We start from the raw sequence: 16,087 nt of genomic DNA, 5'->3' as shown, positions 1-16,087 counted from the left end.
CTTATCTACTTGAATTCGCGCTCGCGCAGCCACTTGGTGGCAACCCACTTCTCGCCCGCCAGCACCGGCGCGCCGCCGTGCAGGGTGCGGGTGACGGGGTCGGGCCGGTCGTAGCTGAAGAACACGCCGGTGCCGCGCACGGGCGCCACTTCGAGGCCCACGTCGGGGAAAGTGGTGGCGCCGCCGCCTTCGGGCTCCTGCAGGTACATCACGAGCGTGGCAACGCGCTGGCCGCCGCGCTTGAGGATGGTGGGCGTGCCCGGCTCGTTCGGGTCGAAGTAGTCGTAGTGCGGGCGGTACTGCGCGCCGGGGGCGTAGCGCAGGATCTGCAGGCCTTCGCCGAATTCGAGCGGCCAGCGCAGCAGCATCGCGATGCGCTGCTCCAGGCGCGCGACGATCTCGTTCTCGCCGCGCTCGAAGAACATGCCGTCGCTGGTGCGGTCGACGTTCAGCACCTCGCCGCCAGTGCGCGTCTCGACGGTGAGCGAGCGCGCGAGCCGCACGCGCGCGGCGGCGATCAAGCCTTCGCACTCCTCGGCCGACAGCAGGTTGCCGAAGACGATGACGCGCGGATGCCGCATGGTCTGCAGCACCTGCACGCGGCGGTCGCCGGCGTCGAGGTGCAGCGGCGCGCCGTCGAGGTCGGGGCCGGGCATTTCTGTGTGCACGGGCGGCAGGGCCACCTCCACGTTGGGGAAGCCGGCTTCGAGCTGGGCCAGCGCCGTGTCTGCGGCGGCATCGTGCCAGCCGGCCGCGCGCATGGACGCACGCAGCGCCGGCACCGAGTGCCCGGCCGCGAGCTGGGCCACCAGCCACTCGCGCAGTTCCGGACTGATTGGTTGGGACATCAGACTTTTCTCCTGAACACCAGCCTTTCGGCTGTCGATACCTGAGCGTCGAAACCATAACCCTCGAGGTCGAACTTTTCCAGTGCCTTGGGCGTGGCCGCCTTGTGCTGCACGGCCCAGCGCGCCAGCAGCCCGCGGGCGCGCTTGGCAAAGAAGCTCACGATCTTGTACTTGTCGCCCTTCCACTCCTCGAACACGCATTCGACCACACGGGCCTTGAGCACCTTTTTGTCGACCGACTTGAAGTACTCCTGCGAGGCGACGTTGACGACCACCGGGGTACGGTCGGCCGCGAGGCGCTCGTTCAGGTGCTCGGCAATGCGCGAGCCCCAGAAGGCGTACAGGTCCTTGCCGTGGCGGTTGGCCAGCGAGGTGCCCATTTCGAGGCGGTAGGGCTGCAGCAGGTCGAGCGGGCGCAGCAGGCCGTAGAGGCCGCTGAGGATGCAGACGTGGTCTTGTGCCCAGTCGAGCTGCGCCCTGGTGAGGGTGCGGGCGTCGAGGCCGCCGTAGACGTCGCCGTCGAAGGCGAAAGCGGCCTGGCGGGCGTTCTTCGCGCTGCTCTTGCTGGACCATGCCTCGTAGCGGGCCACGTTCAGGGCCGAGAGCTTGTCCGAAAGGTGCATGAGCTCGGAAATCTGCTGGGGCGACTTCTCGCGCAGCAGCTTGATCAGTTCGACCGAGGGGCCGCGCGGGGATTCGAAATGGGGTTGGGTGGCAGGGAGTTCGGAGGGGACCGGGGTGTCGTAATCGAGCGACTTTGCAGGGGAAAGCAGGAAGAGCATCCCGGAATTATCAGTGGCTGCCGTGACGCCAGGCGGCCCCGGTAAAATCGTGGGCTATCCCACCCTGCCCCCCAACGGCTCCCTGAAGGGCCGTTCTGCATTTCCCATGAGCGAACCCATCACCCCTTCCGCCCAGCCCGGCCTCGATAGCCTGTCGAAATCGTTCGAACCCGCCGCCATCGAGGCGCACTGGGGCCCGGAATGGGAAAAGCGCGGCTATGCCAAGGCGGGCTTCCGCGGCACGCAGCAACCCAAGGAAGGCGCCGAGTCGTTCGCGATCCAGCTGCCGCCGCCCAACGTGACGGGCACGCTGCATATGGGCCATGCGTTCAACCAGACGATCATGGACAGCCTCACGCGGTACCACCGCATGAAGGGCGACAACACGCTGTGGGTGCCGGGCACCGACCACGCCGGCATCGCAACGCAGATCGTGGTGGAGCGCCAGCTGCAGGAGCAGAAGGTCAGCCGCCACGACCTGGGCCGCAAGAACTTCGTCGCGCGCGTGTGGGAGTGGAAAGAAAAGTCGGGCAACACCATCACCGAGCAGATGCGCCGCATGGGCGACACGGTGGACTGGAGCCGCGAATACTTCACGATGGATGACGACCTCTCGGCGGTCGTGACGCAGACCTTCGTGAAGCTGTATGAAGAAGGCCTGATCTACCGCGGCAAGCGCCTGGGCAACTGGGACCCGGTGCTCAAGACCTCGGTGAGCGACCTCGAAGTCGAGAGCGAAGAAGAAGACGGCTCGCTCTGGCACATCGCCTACCCGCTGGAAGACGGCAGCGGCACGCTGACCGTGGCCACCACCCGGCCCGAAACCATGCTCGGCGACACGGCCGTGATGGTTCACCCGGAAGACGAACGCTACAAGCACCTGATCGGTCAGCGCGTGAAGCTGCCGCTGGTGGACCGGCTGATTCCGATCATTGCCGACGACTACGTCGACAAGGAGTTCGGCACGGGCGTGGTGAAGGTCACGCCCGCCCATGACTACAACGACTACGCCGTCGGCCAGCGCCACAAGCTCGAGATGATCGGCGTGCTCACGCTCGACGCGACCATCAACGACAACGCACCCGAAAAATACCGCGGCCTCGATCGCTTCGTGGCGCGCAAGGCCATCGTGGCCGACCTCGACGCGCTGGGCCTGCTCGTCGAGGTGAAGAAGCACAAGCTGATGGTGCCGCGCTGCGCGCGCTCGGGCGCCATCGTCGAGCCGATGCTCACCGACCAGTGGTACGTGGCCATGACGCGCCCCGGCGCCGACGGCCAGTCGATCGCGCAGAAGGCCATCGACGTGGTGAAGTCGGGCGAAGTGCGCTTCGTGCCCGAGAACTGGGTCAACACCTACAACCACTGGATGGAGAACATCCAGGACTGGACCATCTCCCGCCAGCTGTGGTGGGGCCACCAGATCCCGGCCTGGTACGACGAGGAAGGCAACGTGTACGTGGCCGAGAACGAGGCCGACGCACAGGCCAAGGCGCCGGGCAAGAAGCTCGTGCGCGACGAGGACGTGCTCGACACCTGGTACTCGGCGGCGCTGGTGCCCTTCTCTTCGCTGGGCTGGCCCGCGAAGACGCAGGACCTCGACCTGTACCTGCCCTCCACGGTGCTGGTGACGGGCTACGACATCATCTTCTTCTGGGTCGCCCGGATGATCATGATGACCAAGCACTTCATCGGCAAGGTGCCCTTCAAGCACGTGTACATCCACGGCCTGGTGCGCGACGCGCAGGGCAAGAAGATGAGCAAGTCGGAGGGCAACGTACTCGACCCGGTGGACCTGATCGATGGCATCGAGCTGCCTGAGCTGCTCGACAAGCGCGCGCAAGGCCTGCGCAAGCCCGAGACGGCGCCTGCGGTGCGCAAGAACACGCAGAAGGAGTTTCCGGATGGCATTCCGGCATTCGGTGCCGACGCGCTGCGCTTTACCTTCGCTTCGCTGGCCTCGCTGGGCCGCAACATCAATTTCGATTCGAAACGCTGCGAGGGTTATCGCAACTTCTGCAACAAGCTGTGGAACGCCACGCGCTTCGTGCTGATGAATTGCGAAGGCCAGGACTGCGGCCTGCTGGAACACACGAAGGAAGAGTGCAAGGTCGGCGGGCCTGCGCACGGCTACCTGAAGTTCAGCCGCGCCGACTACTGGATCGTGTCGCAGCTGCAGCGCGTGGAGGCCGAGGTGGCCAAGGGCTTCGAGGAGTACCGCCTCGACAACGTGGCCAATGCGATCTACCAGTTCGCCTGGGACGAGTTCTGCGACTGGTACCTGGAAATCGCCAAGGTGCAGATCCAGACCGGCGACGATTCGCAAAAACGCGCCACGCGCCGCACGCTGATCCGCGTGCTCGAGACGCTGCTGCGCCTTGCACACCCGGTGATTCCGTTCATCACGGAAGAGCTGTGGCAGAAGGTGTCGAAGGTTGCAGGACGTGAGGGCGAGTCGATCATGATCGCGGCCTATCCGAAGAGCCAGCCGGAGAAGATCGATGAAGCGGCCGAGGCGCATGTGGCGCGGCTGAAGGCGCTGGTCGATGCGTGCCGCACGCTGCGCGGCGAGATGAATGTTTCGCCCGCCACACGTCTGCCGCTCTACGCAGTGGCCGACGATGCCGAAGGCGCGGCCTTCCTGCGCGAATCGGCGCCGGTGCTGCAGGCGCTCGGCAAGCTGAAGGAAGTGAAGGTCTTCGACGACGAGGCCTCGTGGTCGGCCGCGGCCGAAGCGGCGCCGGTGGCGGTGGTGGGTGCTGCGCGCCTGTGCCTGCACATGGAGATCGACAAGGCTGCGGAGAAAGTTCGCATCGGCAAGGAAATCGCGCGCATCGAAGGCGAGATCGCCAAGGTGCACGGCAAGCTCGGCAACGAAGCCTTCGTCGCGAAGGCTCCGCCGGCCGTGATCGAGCAGGAACGTAAACGTCTGACTGACTTCACGGCCATGCTGGAGCGTTTGCGCGACCAGCTTGTGCGCCTCGGCTGACAGACGCAGGGCTTTGAAGGCGTTTAGGATTCCAAGAGCGGCTGCGCGCCGCTGCGCCTCCTAACTCCCCTCTTCAAGAAAGACGCTGAGCTGCCCATGTCCACTTCCTCGACCCGCATCCGCAAGGCCGTATTCCCCGTTGCAGGCTTTGGTACTCGCTTCTTGCCAGCCACCAAGGCACAGCCCAAGGAAATGCTGCCGGTGGTCGACAAGCCGCTGATCCAGTACGCCGTCGAAGAGGCGTATGCCGCGGGCATCCGCGACATGATCTTCGTGACCGGCCGTAACAAGCGCGCCATCGAGGATCACTACGACACCGCCTACGAACTCGAAAGCCAGCTCGAGGCCAGCGGCAAGACCGCCCTGCTGAACATCGCGCGTTCGGTCATGCCCGACGACATGACCTGCTCGTACGTGCGTCAGCCGCGCATGCTGGGCCTGGGCCATGCGGTGCTGTGCGCCGAACACCTGGTGGGCAACGAACCTTTTGCCGTGCTGCTGGCGGACGACCTGATGGTCGGCCCCGATGGCGGCGAGCCCGTGCTGGCGCAGATGACCGCTGCCTTCGCCCGCCTCGGCGGCTCGCTGCTGGCAGTGCAGGAAGTGCCGCTCGCGCACGTCAAGCGCTACGGCATCGTGGCCGGCGACGTGGTCGAAGAAGGCCTGATAAAGGTCAACCGCATGGTCGAGAAGCCGAAGCCCGAAGACGCGCCCTCGCGCCTGGGCGTGGCGGGCCGCTACATCCTCACGCCGGGCGTGTTCGACGAGATCCGCAACCAGCCCAAGGGCGCGGGCGGCGAGATCCAGCTGACCGACGGCATCGCGGCGCTGATGAAGAAGGAATCGGTCTACGCCTATTCGTACAAGGGCATCCGGTACGACTGCGGCAGCAAGGAAGGCTTTCTGCAGGCGTCGGTGGAACTGGCGCTGGCGCATCCCGAAGTGGGCGCGGAGTTCCGCGAATACCTCAAGAGCCTGAAGCTGTAATTGCGCAGGTGCCTCTGCTTCGAGGTTCCACCATCACGAACAAAGGGCCGCAACAGCGGCCCTTTTTCTTTTGTTTCTCTTGCTTCGTCAGCGGCGCTTCAACACGTGGATGAAGTCGCTGCCGACAGTTTCCTGCTCCATCAGCTCGTTGCCCGTCTGGCGCGCAAAGGCCTGGAAGTCGCGGATCGATCCCGGATCGGTCGACACCACCTTCAGCAGTTGCCCGCTCGCCATCTCGTTGAGCGATTTCTTCGCCTTGAGAATGGGCAGCGGGCAGTTCAGCCCTCGCGTGTCGAGCTCGCGGTCAACTTGCATTGCCTGGCTCCGGCGGCAGGTTGAGGCCGCGGCGGCGCTCTTCGTTTTCCGCGGCAGTGAAGAACACGGGCTCGTGCCCGCGCGTACGCAACCAGTCGGCCAGCGCATAGCCGGTGCCGGCGGGCCAGCACTTGAGATCGGGCAGGTCGTAGAGGCGATAGTCGACCAGTTCGGGCGAGAGCTTCACTTCGCCATCAGCCACCACGTGGTACGCGATGATGATCTGGTTCATGCGCTGGAAGTCGTATGCACCGACGAGCTTGGTGGCGCTGACGTCGAGGTTGGTTTCTTCTTTCACCTCGCGCGCAACGCCTTCCTCGGGCGTCTCGCCGGCTTCCATGAAGCCTGTGATCAGCGCATACATCTTGAACGGCCATGCCGCATTGCGCGCCAGCAGCACCTGGCCGCGGTACTCGACGATGGCCGCAAGCACCGGAGTCGGGTTGTTCCAGTGCGTGTGGCCGCAGTTGGGGCAGCGCAGGCGCTCCTTGGGGCCGCCGTCTTCCATCAACGCGATCCATTCGAGCGGCGTGGCACAGACCTGGCAGAACTTGGGATGGGGCATGGGGTCTCTTTTCTTTTTTGTGGCTGCCTGAGCGCCTTGAGCAGGCGCTGCTGCCGGTCGTTGCTTATGCGGGGAAGACGCCGGTCGAGAGGTAGCGGTCGCCCCGGTCGCAGACCACGAACACGATGGTGGCGTTGTCGACCGTCTTCGCCACTTCGAGCGCAGCCCACAACGCACCTGCGGCCGAGATGCCGCCGAAGATGCCCTCTTCGCGCGCGAGGCGCCGGCACATTTCTTCCGCGTCGTCCTGGCTCACGCTGATTTCTTCGTCGACCCGGCTCGGGTCGAAGATCTTCGGCATGTATTCGGCAGGCCATTTGCGAATGCCCGGAATGCGCGAGCCTTCGGCCGGCTGCGCGCCGATGATGCGCACTGCCGGGTTCTTTTCTTTGAGGAAGCGCGAGACGCCGGTGATGGTGCCGGTGGTGCCCATGGCGCTCACGAAGTGCGTGACCTTGCCCTTGGTGTCGGCCCAGATCTCGGGGCCGGTGGTCTCGTAGTGGATGCGCGGGTTGTCGGGGTTGGCGAACTGGTCGAGCACCCGACCCTTGCCCTGCGCGACCATCTGCTCGGCGAGGTCGCGCGCGTATTCCATGCCGCCGCTCTTGGGCGTGAGCACGAGTTCGGCGCCGAAAGCCTTCATGGTCTGGGCGCGCTCCACGGAGAGGTCCTCCGGCATGATGAGCACCATGCGGTAGCCCTTGATGGCCGCGGCCATGGCCAAGGCGATGCCGGTGTTGCCGGAGGTGGCTTCGATCAGGGTGTCGCCGGGCTTGATCTCGCCGCGCTCCTCGGCGCGCCTGATCATCGAGAGGGCCGGCCGGTCTTTCACCGAACCGGCGGGATTGTTGCCCTCGAGCTTGCCGAGAATCACGTTGCCGCGCTTGGCGTTTTCTGCGGCATTGATGCGTTGCAGTGCGACCAGGGGGGTCTTGCCAATGGCGTCTTCGATCGTCGGATAATTCATGGCAGCCACTGTGCCATAATTTTGGGCTTCGTTCAGAACCCTGCCCGGGTGGTGAAATTGGTAGACGCAGGGGACTCAAAATCCCCCACCGAAAGGTGTGCCGGTTCGATTCCGGCCCCGGGCACCACACTTTTGCTCGCCCCCAGGCTTCGCGCACTTCGTGTCGCTACGCCTACCCCCTACCGGGGGCGACACCGGCGGCCCGGCAAAGCCGGTTCCGCGGTGTCCCTGGAATGGGCCCTGCCTCAGTCCCTTTCTTATGCCGGCTCGCGCAGGCCGGTGTGTACCGTGGGGTGCGCCAGCCGCACCCGCAACTCGCGCTTCAGCCGGGTGTTGTCCAGCCGGCGCGATTCCCCCATGAAACTCAGCAGTTGCAGCGGCAGTTGCCGCTCGGCCTCGCCGCGGGCCACTCGCGGCGGGCGGGGCATGCCGTAGAGGTCGGCCGCCAGGTCTATGTAGTCGCCCATGCGCAGTTCAGTGTCGTCCGAGGCATGCACGATGCGCTGCGGCTTGCCGCGGAACAGCGCGGCCACGCAGGCGCGCGCGAGGTCGTCGGCGTGGATGTGGCTGGTGTAGACGTCGTCTTCGTGCCGCAGCACGGGCGTGCCGCGCTGCAGGCGGCCGCGCGGCGTGCCGTTTTCGCGGTCGGGGGCGTAGATGCCCGGAATGCGCAGGATGGTGGCACGCACGCCCGCGCTGCGGCCCAGCCAGCGCACGGCACGCTCGGCATCCACGCGGCGGTGGGAGCGTGGGGTGGCGGGGCGCACGCCGCGGGTTTCGTTCACGCGGGCGCCGCCGCAGTCGCCGTATACGCCGCTGGTCGAGCCGTAGACGAAGGCGGAAGGCACCGACCGCAGCCGCAGTGCCCGCGCCAGCGCGGTGGTGCGCTGGTCGCGCCACCAGGCGGCGGCGCCGTCGCGGGCGGGCGGCGCCAGGTGCAGCACCCGGGTAGCGATGCCCGCCAAGCGGCGCAGGGTGGCCGCGTCGTCCAAGTTGCCCATCAACGGGCGGATGCCAGCGGTGCGCAGGGTGCCCACGCGGTCGGCCGACGAAGTGAGCGCCACCAGTTGCATGCGGCCGCGCAGGTCGCGCGCCACGCGCTGGCCGACGTCGCCGCACCCGACGATCAGCAGGCGTTCGCGCCGGAAACGCGCTGGCAGAGCGCCGGAGGGGCTATTGATTGAAGGCAAAATCCTGTTCCTGTCCCAATTCAGTTGCTCACCGGGCTATGTACGACCCGGGCAGAGTTCACCCTCGAAGAATACCGATGACTGCTACAGCGCCGCACGAAGCGGGCTTTTCCATCCACGTCGAACCCAGCGGACGCCATTTCGTGGTCCACGGCGACGAAACCATCCTGGCGGCCGGCATCCGCCAGGGCATCGGCCTTCCCTATGGCTGCAAGGACGGCGCCTGCGGCTCGTGCAAGTGCAAGAAGCTCTCGGGCGAGGTCACCCTGGGCCCGCACCAGAGCAAGGCCCTGAGCGCCGAAGAACAGCTTGCAGGCTACGTGCTGACCTGCTGTGCCCACGCCAAGAGCGACGTGGTGCTCGAATCGCGCCAGGTCACAGAGGCCGGAGCGCTGCCGATCCGCAAGATGCCGGTGCGGGTGCTGGCCCTGACGCGCCAGTCGCACGACGTGATGATGGTGCGCCTGCAGCTGCCGGCTGGCGAGCCCTTGCAGTTCTACGCCGGCCAGTATGTGGAGTTCATCCTGCGCGACGGCGCGCGCCGCAGCTACTCGATGGCCAATGCACCGCACACGTTGGGCGAGCCTGGCACGGGCATCGAGCTGCACCTGCGGCACCTGCCCGGCGGCAAGTTCACCGACCACGTGTTCGGCACGATGAAGGAAAAGGAAATCCTGCGCATCGAAGGCCCCTTCGGTAGCTTCTTCCTGCGCGAGGACTCCGCCAAGCCGATGATCCTGCTGGCCTCGGGCACGGGCTTCGCGCCAATCAAGGCGCTGCTGGAGCACATGCAGTTCAAGGCCATCGACCGGCCCGCCACGCTCTACTGGGGCGGCCGCCGACCGGAAGACCTGTACATGGACGCCTGGGTGCGCGAGCAGATGACGCAAATGCCGAACCTGCGCTACGTGCCCGTCATCTCCAACGCCACGCCCGAAGACAACTGGACCGGTCGCACCGGCTTCGTCCACCAGGCCGTGCTCGAAGACTTCGCCGACCTGTCGGGCCACCAGGTCTATGCCTGCGGCGCACCGATCGTGGTCGACTCGGCCAAGCGCGACTACGTGGCGCTGGCGGGCCTGCCCGAAGAAGAATTTTTTGCCGACGCGTTCACCACAGAGGCCGACAAGGCCCTTCCCTGAGACAAACCCCAAAAAAGATCCCCAAGAAAAATGAAAACGAGACACTTCCTTCTCACCCTGATCGCAAGCGCCACGGCCCTGCTGGGCGCCGGCCAGGCCACAGCGCAGCAACAGCGCCCCATCCGCCTCGTCGTTCCCTACGCAGCCGGCGGCCCGATCGACAACACGGCGCGCATCCTTGCCGAACGCGTCAAGGACACGCTGGGCCCGGTCATCATCGACAACAAGCCCGGTGCGGGCGGCAACATCGGCGCCGACATCGTGGCGAAGGCACCTGCCGACGGCCTGACGATCGGCATCGCGGCCACCGCTACCAACGCGGTGAACCCGTGGCTCTACAACAAGATTCCGTTCAACGCCGCGACCGACTTCGCGCCGATCACGCAGATGGTCCGCGTGCCCAACGTGCTGGTGATGAATGCCGACACGGCCAAGCGCCTGAACATCAACAGCGTGGCCGACCTGATCCGCTACGCCAAGGCCAACCCGGCCAAGCTCAACTACGGCAGCGGTGGCAACGGCAGCGCCGGCCACCTCGCGGGCGAGCTGTTCAAGAAGGAAGCGGGCATCTTCGCGCTGCACATTCCGTACAACGGCGGCAGCCCGGCGCAGCTGGCGCTGATCTCGGGGCAGGTCGATTTCAACTTCGACAACCTCGCCACCGCCGCACCGAACATCCGCTCGGGCAAGCTGAAGGCGATTGCGGTGACGACGCTGCAGCGCAGCGCCTCGCTGCCCGACGTGCCGCCCATCGCCGACACGCTCAAGGGCTTCTCCATCGACACATGGTGGGGCCTGGTCGCGCCGGCGGGTACGCCGCACGACGTGGTCGTGAAGCTCAATCAGGCCTTCGTGGCAGCGCTGAATGCACCGGAAACGAAGACGCGCTTCGCCGGACTGCTGGCGGAGCCGGTGGCCAGCTCGCCGGAGCAGTTCGGCGCTTTCATGAAGACCGAACTCTCGAAGTACGAAGCGGTGGTGAAAGCCACCGGCGCGAAGGTCGACTGAGTTATTCGCCCAAGTAAGCGGCCCGCACGCGCGGGTCGCTCAGCAGCTCTTTCGCATCACCGTTCATGGTGATGAGCCCCGACTCCATCACGTAGCCACGGTCGGCCAACTGCAGCGCGCGGTTGGCGTTCTGCTCCACCAGCAGGATGGTCACGCCCTGCGAGGCCACGGTCTGCACCACCTCGAAGATCTTGTCGCACATGATCGGCGACAGGCCCATGGTGGGTTCGTCCAGCAGCAGCACCTTGGGGCGCGCCATCAGCGCGCGGCCCATGGCCAGCATCTGCTGCTCGCCGCCCGACATGGTGCCGGCCAGCTGGTCCTTGCGCTCGCGCAGGCGCGGGAAGGTGACGAACACGCGCTCCATGTCGCTCGCGATGGCGGCCTTGTCCTTGCGGATGTAGGCGCCGATCTGCAGGTTCTCGGTGATGGTCATGCGCGTGAACACGCCACGACCTTCGGGCACCATCACGAGGCCCTCTTCCACCAGGTCCCAGGCGCCGCGGCCCTTGATGCTGCGGCCCAGGAATTCGATGCTGCCGGCTCCGGCCGGCAGCGTGCCGGTGATGGCCTTCATGGTGGTGGTCTTGCCGGCGCCGTTGGAGCCGATCAGCGAGACCAGTTCGCCTTCGCGCACTTCGAAGTCCACGCCCTTGACGGCCTGGATGCCGCCATAGCCGACCTTCAGACCGTTGACCTTCAACAGCGTCTTGCCGGTGGTTTTGGCTTGTGCGGCAGTGGCTCGGGTTGCTTCTTCAGCACTTGTCATGGTTGCGGTGCTCATTTCAGTGGCCTCCCGTGCCGAGATAGGCCTCAATCACTTTTTCATTCTTCTGCACGTCGGCTGGCGTACCTTCGGCAATCTGCTTGCCGTAGTCCAGCACGGTGACGCGGTCGCACAGGCCCATGATGAGCTTGACGTCGTGTTCGATGATCAGGATGGTGCGGTCGTCCTTGCGGATGCGGTCGATCAGTTCGCGCAGCAGCACCTTCTCGGTCGAGTTCATGCCGGCGGCGGGTTCGTCCAGCGCGATGAGCTGCGGGTCGGTGGCCAGTGCGCGTGCAATTTCGAGGCGGCGCTGGTCGCCGTACGACAGCGTGCGCGCCTTGTAGTCGGCGAACTTGCCAATGCCCACGTAGTCGAGCAGTTCGTGCGCGCGGTCGGCAATGGCCTTCTCTTCGGCTTTGAAACTGCCGGTGCGCAGCATCGCGCCGAACACGCCCGAGTTCGTGCGGATGTGGCGACCGACCATCACGTTCTCGAGCGCCGTCATCTCGGCGAACAGGCGGATGTTCTGAAAGGTGCGCGCAATGCCGGCCTTGGCCACTTCGTGCACGGCCGTCGGCTGGTAGGGCTTGCCGGCCAGCTCGAAGCTGCCGCTGTCGGGCGTGTACAGGCCGGTGATCACGTTGAAGAAGGTGGTCTTGCCGGCGCCGTTGGGGCCGATCAGGCCGTAGACCTGGCCGCGCTTGATGGTGATGCCCACGTCGGACAGGGCTTGCAGCCCACCGAAGCGCTTGGAGATGCCACGAACGTCGAGGATGGTTTCTGTCGTCATGTTGATTCTTCCTTCGGCGTTCAGGGATTGATCGACATGGGACGCGAAGCAGCACCCGGCAGTTCGTCAGCGGGCGAGTCGATGCCCGGCGCATGCGTTTGCAGCGACCCGGGGGCCACGGCCGCATGAGTCGGATCGACGGGCACGCCGCCCTTCTTCGTCAGCGTCTTGCCATGCTCCGGAGAGGGCCAGAGGCCGCGCGGACGCACCAGCATGATGATGATCATGGCGAGCGCGATGAAGAGCTGGCGCAGGATCGACGCGTCGAGGCGGCCACCGGTCAGCGACTGCAGCGGACCGGCGACGTAGCGCAGCACTTCAGGCAACGCTGCCAGCAGCACGGCACCCAGGATCACGCCGGGCAGGTGGCCGATGCCGCCAAGCACGACCATGGCCACGATCATCACCGACTCCATCAGGCTGAAGGACTCGGGCGATACGAAGCCCTGGAAGGCCGCGAACATCGCACCCGACACGCCGCCGAAGCTCGCGCCCATGCCGAAAGCCAGCAGCTTCATGTTGCGGGTATTGATGCCCATGGCCTTGGCGGCGATTTCGTCTTCGCGGATGGCCATCCAGGCGCGGCCGATGCGCGAGGTCTGCAGGCGGTGCGAAATGATCACGGTCGCGACCACAAGCGCCAGGAACAGGTAGTAGTACAGCGACACCGAAGAGATCGTGAAGCCGTCGAACTTCCAGGCCTTGCCGAGGTCGAGGCCCCAGAACTTGATGGAGTCGATGGCGGTGATGCCCTTCGGTCCGTTGGTGATGTTCACCGGCTGGTCGAGGTTGTTCAGGAACACGCGGATGATTTCGCCGAAGCCGAGCGTGACGATGGCGAGGTAGTCGCCGCGCAGCTTGAGCGTGGGCGCGCCAAGCAGCACGCCGAGACAGCCGGCCACCACCAGCGCCAGCGGTATCACGATCAGCAGCGAGGTGTGCATGCCGTTCGGGAACATCTGGGCGAACCACGGGAAGGTTTCGGTCAGGTGCGACGAGCCCATGAGCGCGAAGAGGTAGGCCCCCACCGCGAAGAAGGCGACGTAGCCCAGGTCGAGCAGGCCGGCGTAGCCGACCACGATGTTCAGGCCCAGGGCCAGCAGCACGTAGAGCAGTGCGATGTCGGCGATGCGCACCCAGGCGTTGCCCTGCATCTGCAGCAGCAGGGGCAGCGCGAGCACGGCGATGATGCCGATGACGTAGAGGGCGAGGTTCTTGCTGTTCTTCATGTCTCGCTCCTTACGCACGGTCCGCCACGCGTTCGCCGAGCAGGCCGGACGGACGCAGCGTGAGCATGACGATCAGCACGATGAACGCGAAGATGTCGCTGTAGTTGCTGCCCAGCACACCGCCCGTGATGGTGCCGATATAGCCCGAGCCAATGGCTTCGATGAGACCGAGCAGGATGCCGCCGACCACCGCGCCAGCCAGGTTGCCGATGCCGCCGAACACAGCCGCGGTGAAAGCCTTCAGGCCGGGCAGGAAGCCCATCGCGTGCTGCGCGATGCCGTAGTTGGACGCATACATCACGCCGGCGATGGCCGCGAGCACGGCGCCGATGATGAAGGTGGCCGAGATGACCATGTCGGGGCGGATGCCCATCAGCGCGGCGACACGCGGGTTCTCGGCGGTGGCGCGCATTGCGCGGCCGAGCTTGGTGTAGTTGACCAGCCACATGAGCACCACGAGCGAGAACGCCGTGACGCTGAGGATCATCACCTGCGTGGGCGAGATCACCGCCCCGCCCACGTGGATGGGGTCGGTCGGCAGCAGGTTGGGATACGCCTTGTTGGTCGGTTTCCAGATGATCATTGCCAGCGTCTGCAGCAGGATCGACATGCCGATGGCGGTGATCAGCGGCGCGAGCTTGGGGCTGTTGCGCAGTGGCCGGTAGGCCACTTTTTCGATCACGAAGTTGAGAGTTGCCGCGACGACGCAGGCAATGATCAACGCGATGAGGAGGATCAGCCAGCCCGGTGTGTTGGGCATCCCGTCCTTCATGAGCCCGATGATGGTCCAGCTCGTGAGAGCCCCGACCATCAGCACTTCTCCGTGCGCAAAGTTGATCAGATTGATGATGCCGTACACCATGGTGTAGCCCAAGGCTATCAAGGCATACATGCTGCCGAGAACCAGACCGTTGATGATCTGCTGCAGCAAAATGTCCATATCGCGATTCCCTATGTGTTGCACCGTTGCGGGGTGCCATTCACCCACCAGGGCACCGGTTTGGCGCCCCTGAGCTGACAAGCAAAAAACCAGCCAACATGTGTCGCTGGCGGATTTGTGGGCGGGATTGTAAGCACGCACCAGCGCTGATTTGGTGCGCTCGGACCGGGGTTTACCCGCTCACGTCATGCTGTATGCGCGTGGGGTCATGCACGCTTTGCGCGCACGCTGCTGCAAGACGGTATCGATGCTGGTATCGACGATCTTGTCAGCCGTTGCCTTCGGCATTCCGGCGGCGCAGTTCGCGCAGCTTTTCCGCGATGCGGATCTCGAGTCCACGCTCTACGGGTTCGTAGAAAACCTGGCCTTCCAGCCCGTCGGGAAGGTAGCGCTCGCCGGCGGCGAAACCGCCCTCCTCGTCGTGCGCATAGCGATAACCCTTACCGTAGTCGAGCTCCTTCATGAGCTTGGTGGGTGCATTGCGCAGGTGCATGGGCACCGGGCGTGTGCTGTCCGCCTTCACGAGGGCGCGCACCGCGTTGTAGGCCTTGTAGACGGCGTTCGACTTGGGCGCGATCGCGAGGTAGACCACGCATTCGGCCAGCGCCAGTTCGCCCTCGGGCGTGCCGAGGCGCTCGTAGACCTCGGCCGCATCGAGCGCCAGGCGCAGCGCGCGCGGATCGGCCAGGCCGATGTCTTCGCTGGCCATGCGCACCAGCCGGCGCGCCATGTAGCGCGGATCGGCGCCGCCGTCGAGCATGCGCACGAACCAGTAGAGCGCGGCATCGGGGTCGCTGCCGCGCACGGATTTGTGCAGTGCGCTGATGGTGTCGTAGAACTGTTCGCCGCCCTTGTCGTAGCGCCGCATGCGCTCGCCGAGCACGCGCAGCAACCACTCGTCGGTGATGTGGTCGAGCTTTTCGGCACGGGCCGCTACCGCGAGTGTTTCGAGGGTGTTGAGGAGCCGACGCGCATCGCCGTCAGCGTAGGCCACGAGGCGGTCGACCGCCGCAGCGTCGATGGCGGGCACGGCCTGGATGGCCTGCGCACGCGCCACGATCTGCTTGAGGTCGTCTTCGCCTAGCGACTGCAGCACGTAGACGGCGGCGCGCGAGAGCAAGGCCGAGTTGACTTCGAACGAAGGGTTCTCGGTGGTCGCGCCGATGAAGGTGAAGAGCCCCGACTCCACGTGCGGCAGGAAGGCATCCTGCTGGCTCTTGTTGAAGCGGTGCACCTCGTCCACGAAGATGATGGTGCGTTGCTGTTCCAGCCCGTCGCGCGCGACGGTGGCGCGCTCGACGGCTTCGCGGATGTCCTTCACGCCGCCAAGCACCGCGCTGATACTCAGAAACTGCGCATCGAAGGCATCGGCCATGAGCCGCGCGATGGTGGTCTTGCCGGTGCCCGGCGGCCCCCAGAGGATGCAGGAATGCGGCTGGCCCGACTCGAAGGCAATACGCAGCGGCATGCCCGGGCCGAGCAGATGCTGCTGGCCGATCACCTCGCCCAGCGTCTTGGGACGCAGGCGCTCGGCAAGGGGTTGATGGGCGGTGTTGGCCAAGCCTGTGG

General features: G+C 65.6%; 15 protein-coding genes and 1 tRNA gene. 5 read left to right on the top strand and 11 right to left on the bottom strand.

Going from position 1 to position 16,087, the window contains the following annotated elements; genetic code table 11:
• Positions 1-5: 5 nt before the first annotated feature.
• Both ACSFBF_RS20530 and yaaA read right to left on the bottom strand, forming a co-directional pair.
• On the bottom strand, positions 6-848 hold the full coding sequence (locus tag ACSFBF_RS20530) for a 2OG-Fe(II) oxygenase (protein WP_435470165.1): 843 nt from the start codon (positions 846-848) through the stop codon (positions 6-8).
• The gene (gene yaaA / locus ACSFBF_RS20525) at positions 848-1,630 is read right to left on the bottom strand and encodes a peroxide stress protein YaaA (RefSeq protein ID WP_435470163.1); all 783 of its coding nucleotides are present in this window, start codon (positions 1,628-1,630) and stop codon (positions 848-850) included. The genes ACSFBF_RS20530 and yaaA overlap by 1 nt, the downstream gene beginning before the upstream one ends.
• 106 nt (positions 1,631-1,736) lie before the next feature.
• Between yaaA and ACSFBF_RS20520 the strand changes: the two genes are divergently transcribed.
• Complete coding sequence (locus tag ACSFBF_RS20520; RefSeq protein WP_435470161.1) at positions 1,737-4,616, top strand: valine--tRNA ligase; 2,880 nt, start codon at positions 1,737-1,739, stop codon at positions 4,614-4,616.
• A 96-nt stretch (positions 4,617-4,712) separates the two neighbouring features.
• The gene (galU, locus tag ACSFBF_RS20515; RefSeq protein WP_435470159.1) at positions 4,713-5,603 is read left to right on the top strand and encodes a UTP--glucose-1-phosphate uridylyltransferase GalU; all 891 of its coding nucleotides are present in this window, start codon (positions 4,713-4,715) and stop codon (positions 5,601-5,603) included.
• 87 nt (positions 5,604-5,690) lie between these two features.
• Here the strand turns inward: galU and ACSFBF_RS20510 are convergent, their stop codons facing one another.
• The 3 genes from ACSFBF_RS20510 to cysM all read right to left on the bottom strand — a co-directional run bounded on the left by ACSFBF_RS20510 (position 5,691) and on the right by cysM (position 7,450).
• The gene (locus ACSFBF_RS20510; RefSeq protein WP_056509850.1) at positions 5,691-5,918 is read right to left on the bottom strand and encodes a sulfurtransferase TusA family protein; all 228 of its coding nucleotides are present in this window, start codon (positions 5,916-5,918) and stop codon (positions 5,691-5,693) included.
• A complete protein-coding gene (locus ACSFBF_RS20505) occupies positions 5,908-6,483 on the bottom strand; it encodes an NUDIX domain-containing protein (protein ID WP_435470157.1) in 576 nt (191 codons plus the stop codon). Before ACSFBF_RS20505 ends, ACSFBF_RS20510 begins: the two co-directional genes overlap by 11 nt.
• A gap of 64 nt (positions 6,484-6,547) precedes the next feature.
• The gene (gene cysM / locus ACSFBF_RS20500; RefSeq protein WP_435470155.1) at positions 6,548-7,450 is read right to left on the bottom strand and encodes a cysteine synthase CysM; all 903 of its coding nucleotides are present in this window, start codon (positions 7,448-7,450) and stop codon (positions 6,548-6,550) included.
• 42 nt (positions 7,451-7,492) lie between these two features.
• Here cysM and ACSFBF_RS20495 point away from each other — a divergent pair.
• Positions 7,493-7,577, top strand: a tRNA-Leu gene (locus ACSFBF_RS20495).
• 130 nt (positions 7,578-7,707) lie between these two features.
• On the opposite strand, the gene ACSFBF_RS20490 is transcribed toward ACSFBF_RS20495, so the two are convergent.
• On the bottom strand, positions 7,708-8,640 hold the full coding sequence (locus ACSFBF_RS20490) for an NAD-dependent epimerase/dehydratase family protein (protein ID WP_435470153.1): 933 nt from the start codon (positions 8,638-8,640) through the stop codon (positions 7,708-7,710).
• A 77-nt stretch (positions 8,641-8,717) separates the two neighbouring features.
• Here ACSFBF_RS20490 and ACSFBF_RS20485 point away from each other — a divergent pair, with 77 nt between their 5' ends.
• Together ACSFBF_RS20485 and ACSFBF_RS20480 are read left to right on the top strand one after the other, a co-directional pair.
• A complete protein-coding gene (locus ACSFBF_RS20485; RefSeq protein ID WP_435470151.1) occupies positions 8,718-9,782 on the top strand; it encodes a CDP-6-deoxy-delta-3,4-glucoseen reductase in 1,065 nt (354 codons plus the stop codon).
• A 30-nt stretch (positions 9,783-9,812) separates the two neighbouring features.
• Complete coding sequence (locus ACSFBF_RS20480) at positions 9,813-10,790, top strand: Bug family tripartite tricarboxylate transporter substrate binding protein (protein ID WP_435470150.1); 978 nt, start codon at positions 9,813-9,815, stop codon at positions 10,788-10,790.
• A 1-nt stretch (position 10,791) separates the two neighbouring features.
• On the opposite strand, the gene ACSFBF_RS20475 is transcribed toward ACSFBF_RS20480, so the two are convergent.
• From ACSFBF_RS20475 to ACSFBF_RS20455, 5 genes are all read right to left on the bottom strand, one after another.
• A complete protein-coding gene (locus ACSFBF_RS20475) occupies positions 10,792-11,559 on the bottom strand; it encodes an ABC transporter ATP-binding protein (protein WP_435471230.1) in 768 nt (255 codons plus the stop codon).
• A 16-nt stretch (positions 11,560-11,575) separates the two neighbouring features.
• Positions 11,576-12,349 carry an ABC transporter ATP-binding protein gene (locus tag ACSFBF_RS20470; RefSeq protein WP_435470148.1) on the bottom strand — a complete coding sequence of 258 codons (774 nt, stop codon included), beginning with the start codon at positions 12,347-12,349 and terminating at the stop codon, positions 11,576-11,578.
• 20 nt (positions 12,350-12,369) lie between these two features.
• Complete coding sequence (locus ACSFBF_RS20465) at positions 12,370-13,578, bottom strand: branched-chain amino acid ABC transporter permease (protein WP_435470146.1); 1,209 nt, start codon at positions 13,576-13,578, stop codon at positions 12,370-12,372.
• A gap of 10 nt (positions 13,579-13,588) precedes the next feature.
• On the bottom strand, positions 13,589-14,518 hold the full coding sequence (locus ACSFBF_RS20460; RefSeq protein WP_258350841.1) for a branched-chain amino acid ABC transporter permease: 930 nt from the start codon (positions 14,516-14,518) through the stop codon (positions 13,589-13,591).
• Positions 14,519-14,786: 268 nt separating this feature from the next.
• The gene (locus ACSFBF_RS20455; RefSeq protein ID WP_435470143.1) at positions 14,787-16,079 is read right to left on the bottom strand and encodes a replication-associated recombination protein A; all 1,293 of its coding nucleotides are present in this window, start codon (positions 16,077-16,079) and stop codon (positions 14,787-14,789) included.
• Positions 16,080-16,087 lie beyond the last annotated feature (8 nt).

Source organism: Variovorax nivicola, assembly GCF_051216475.1.
In the GTDB taxonomy this organism is placed as follows: domain Bacteria; phylum Pseudomonadota; class Gammaproteobacteria; order Burkholderiales; family Burkholderiaceae_C; genus Variovorax.
Note: the sequence above shows the minus strand (reverse complement) of the source record. Positions and strands in the feature narration are given on the sequence as shown.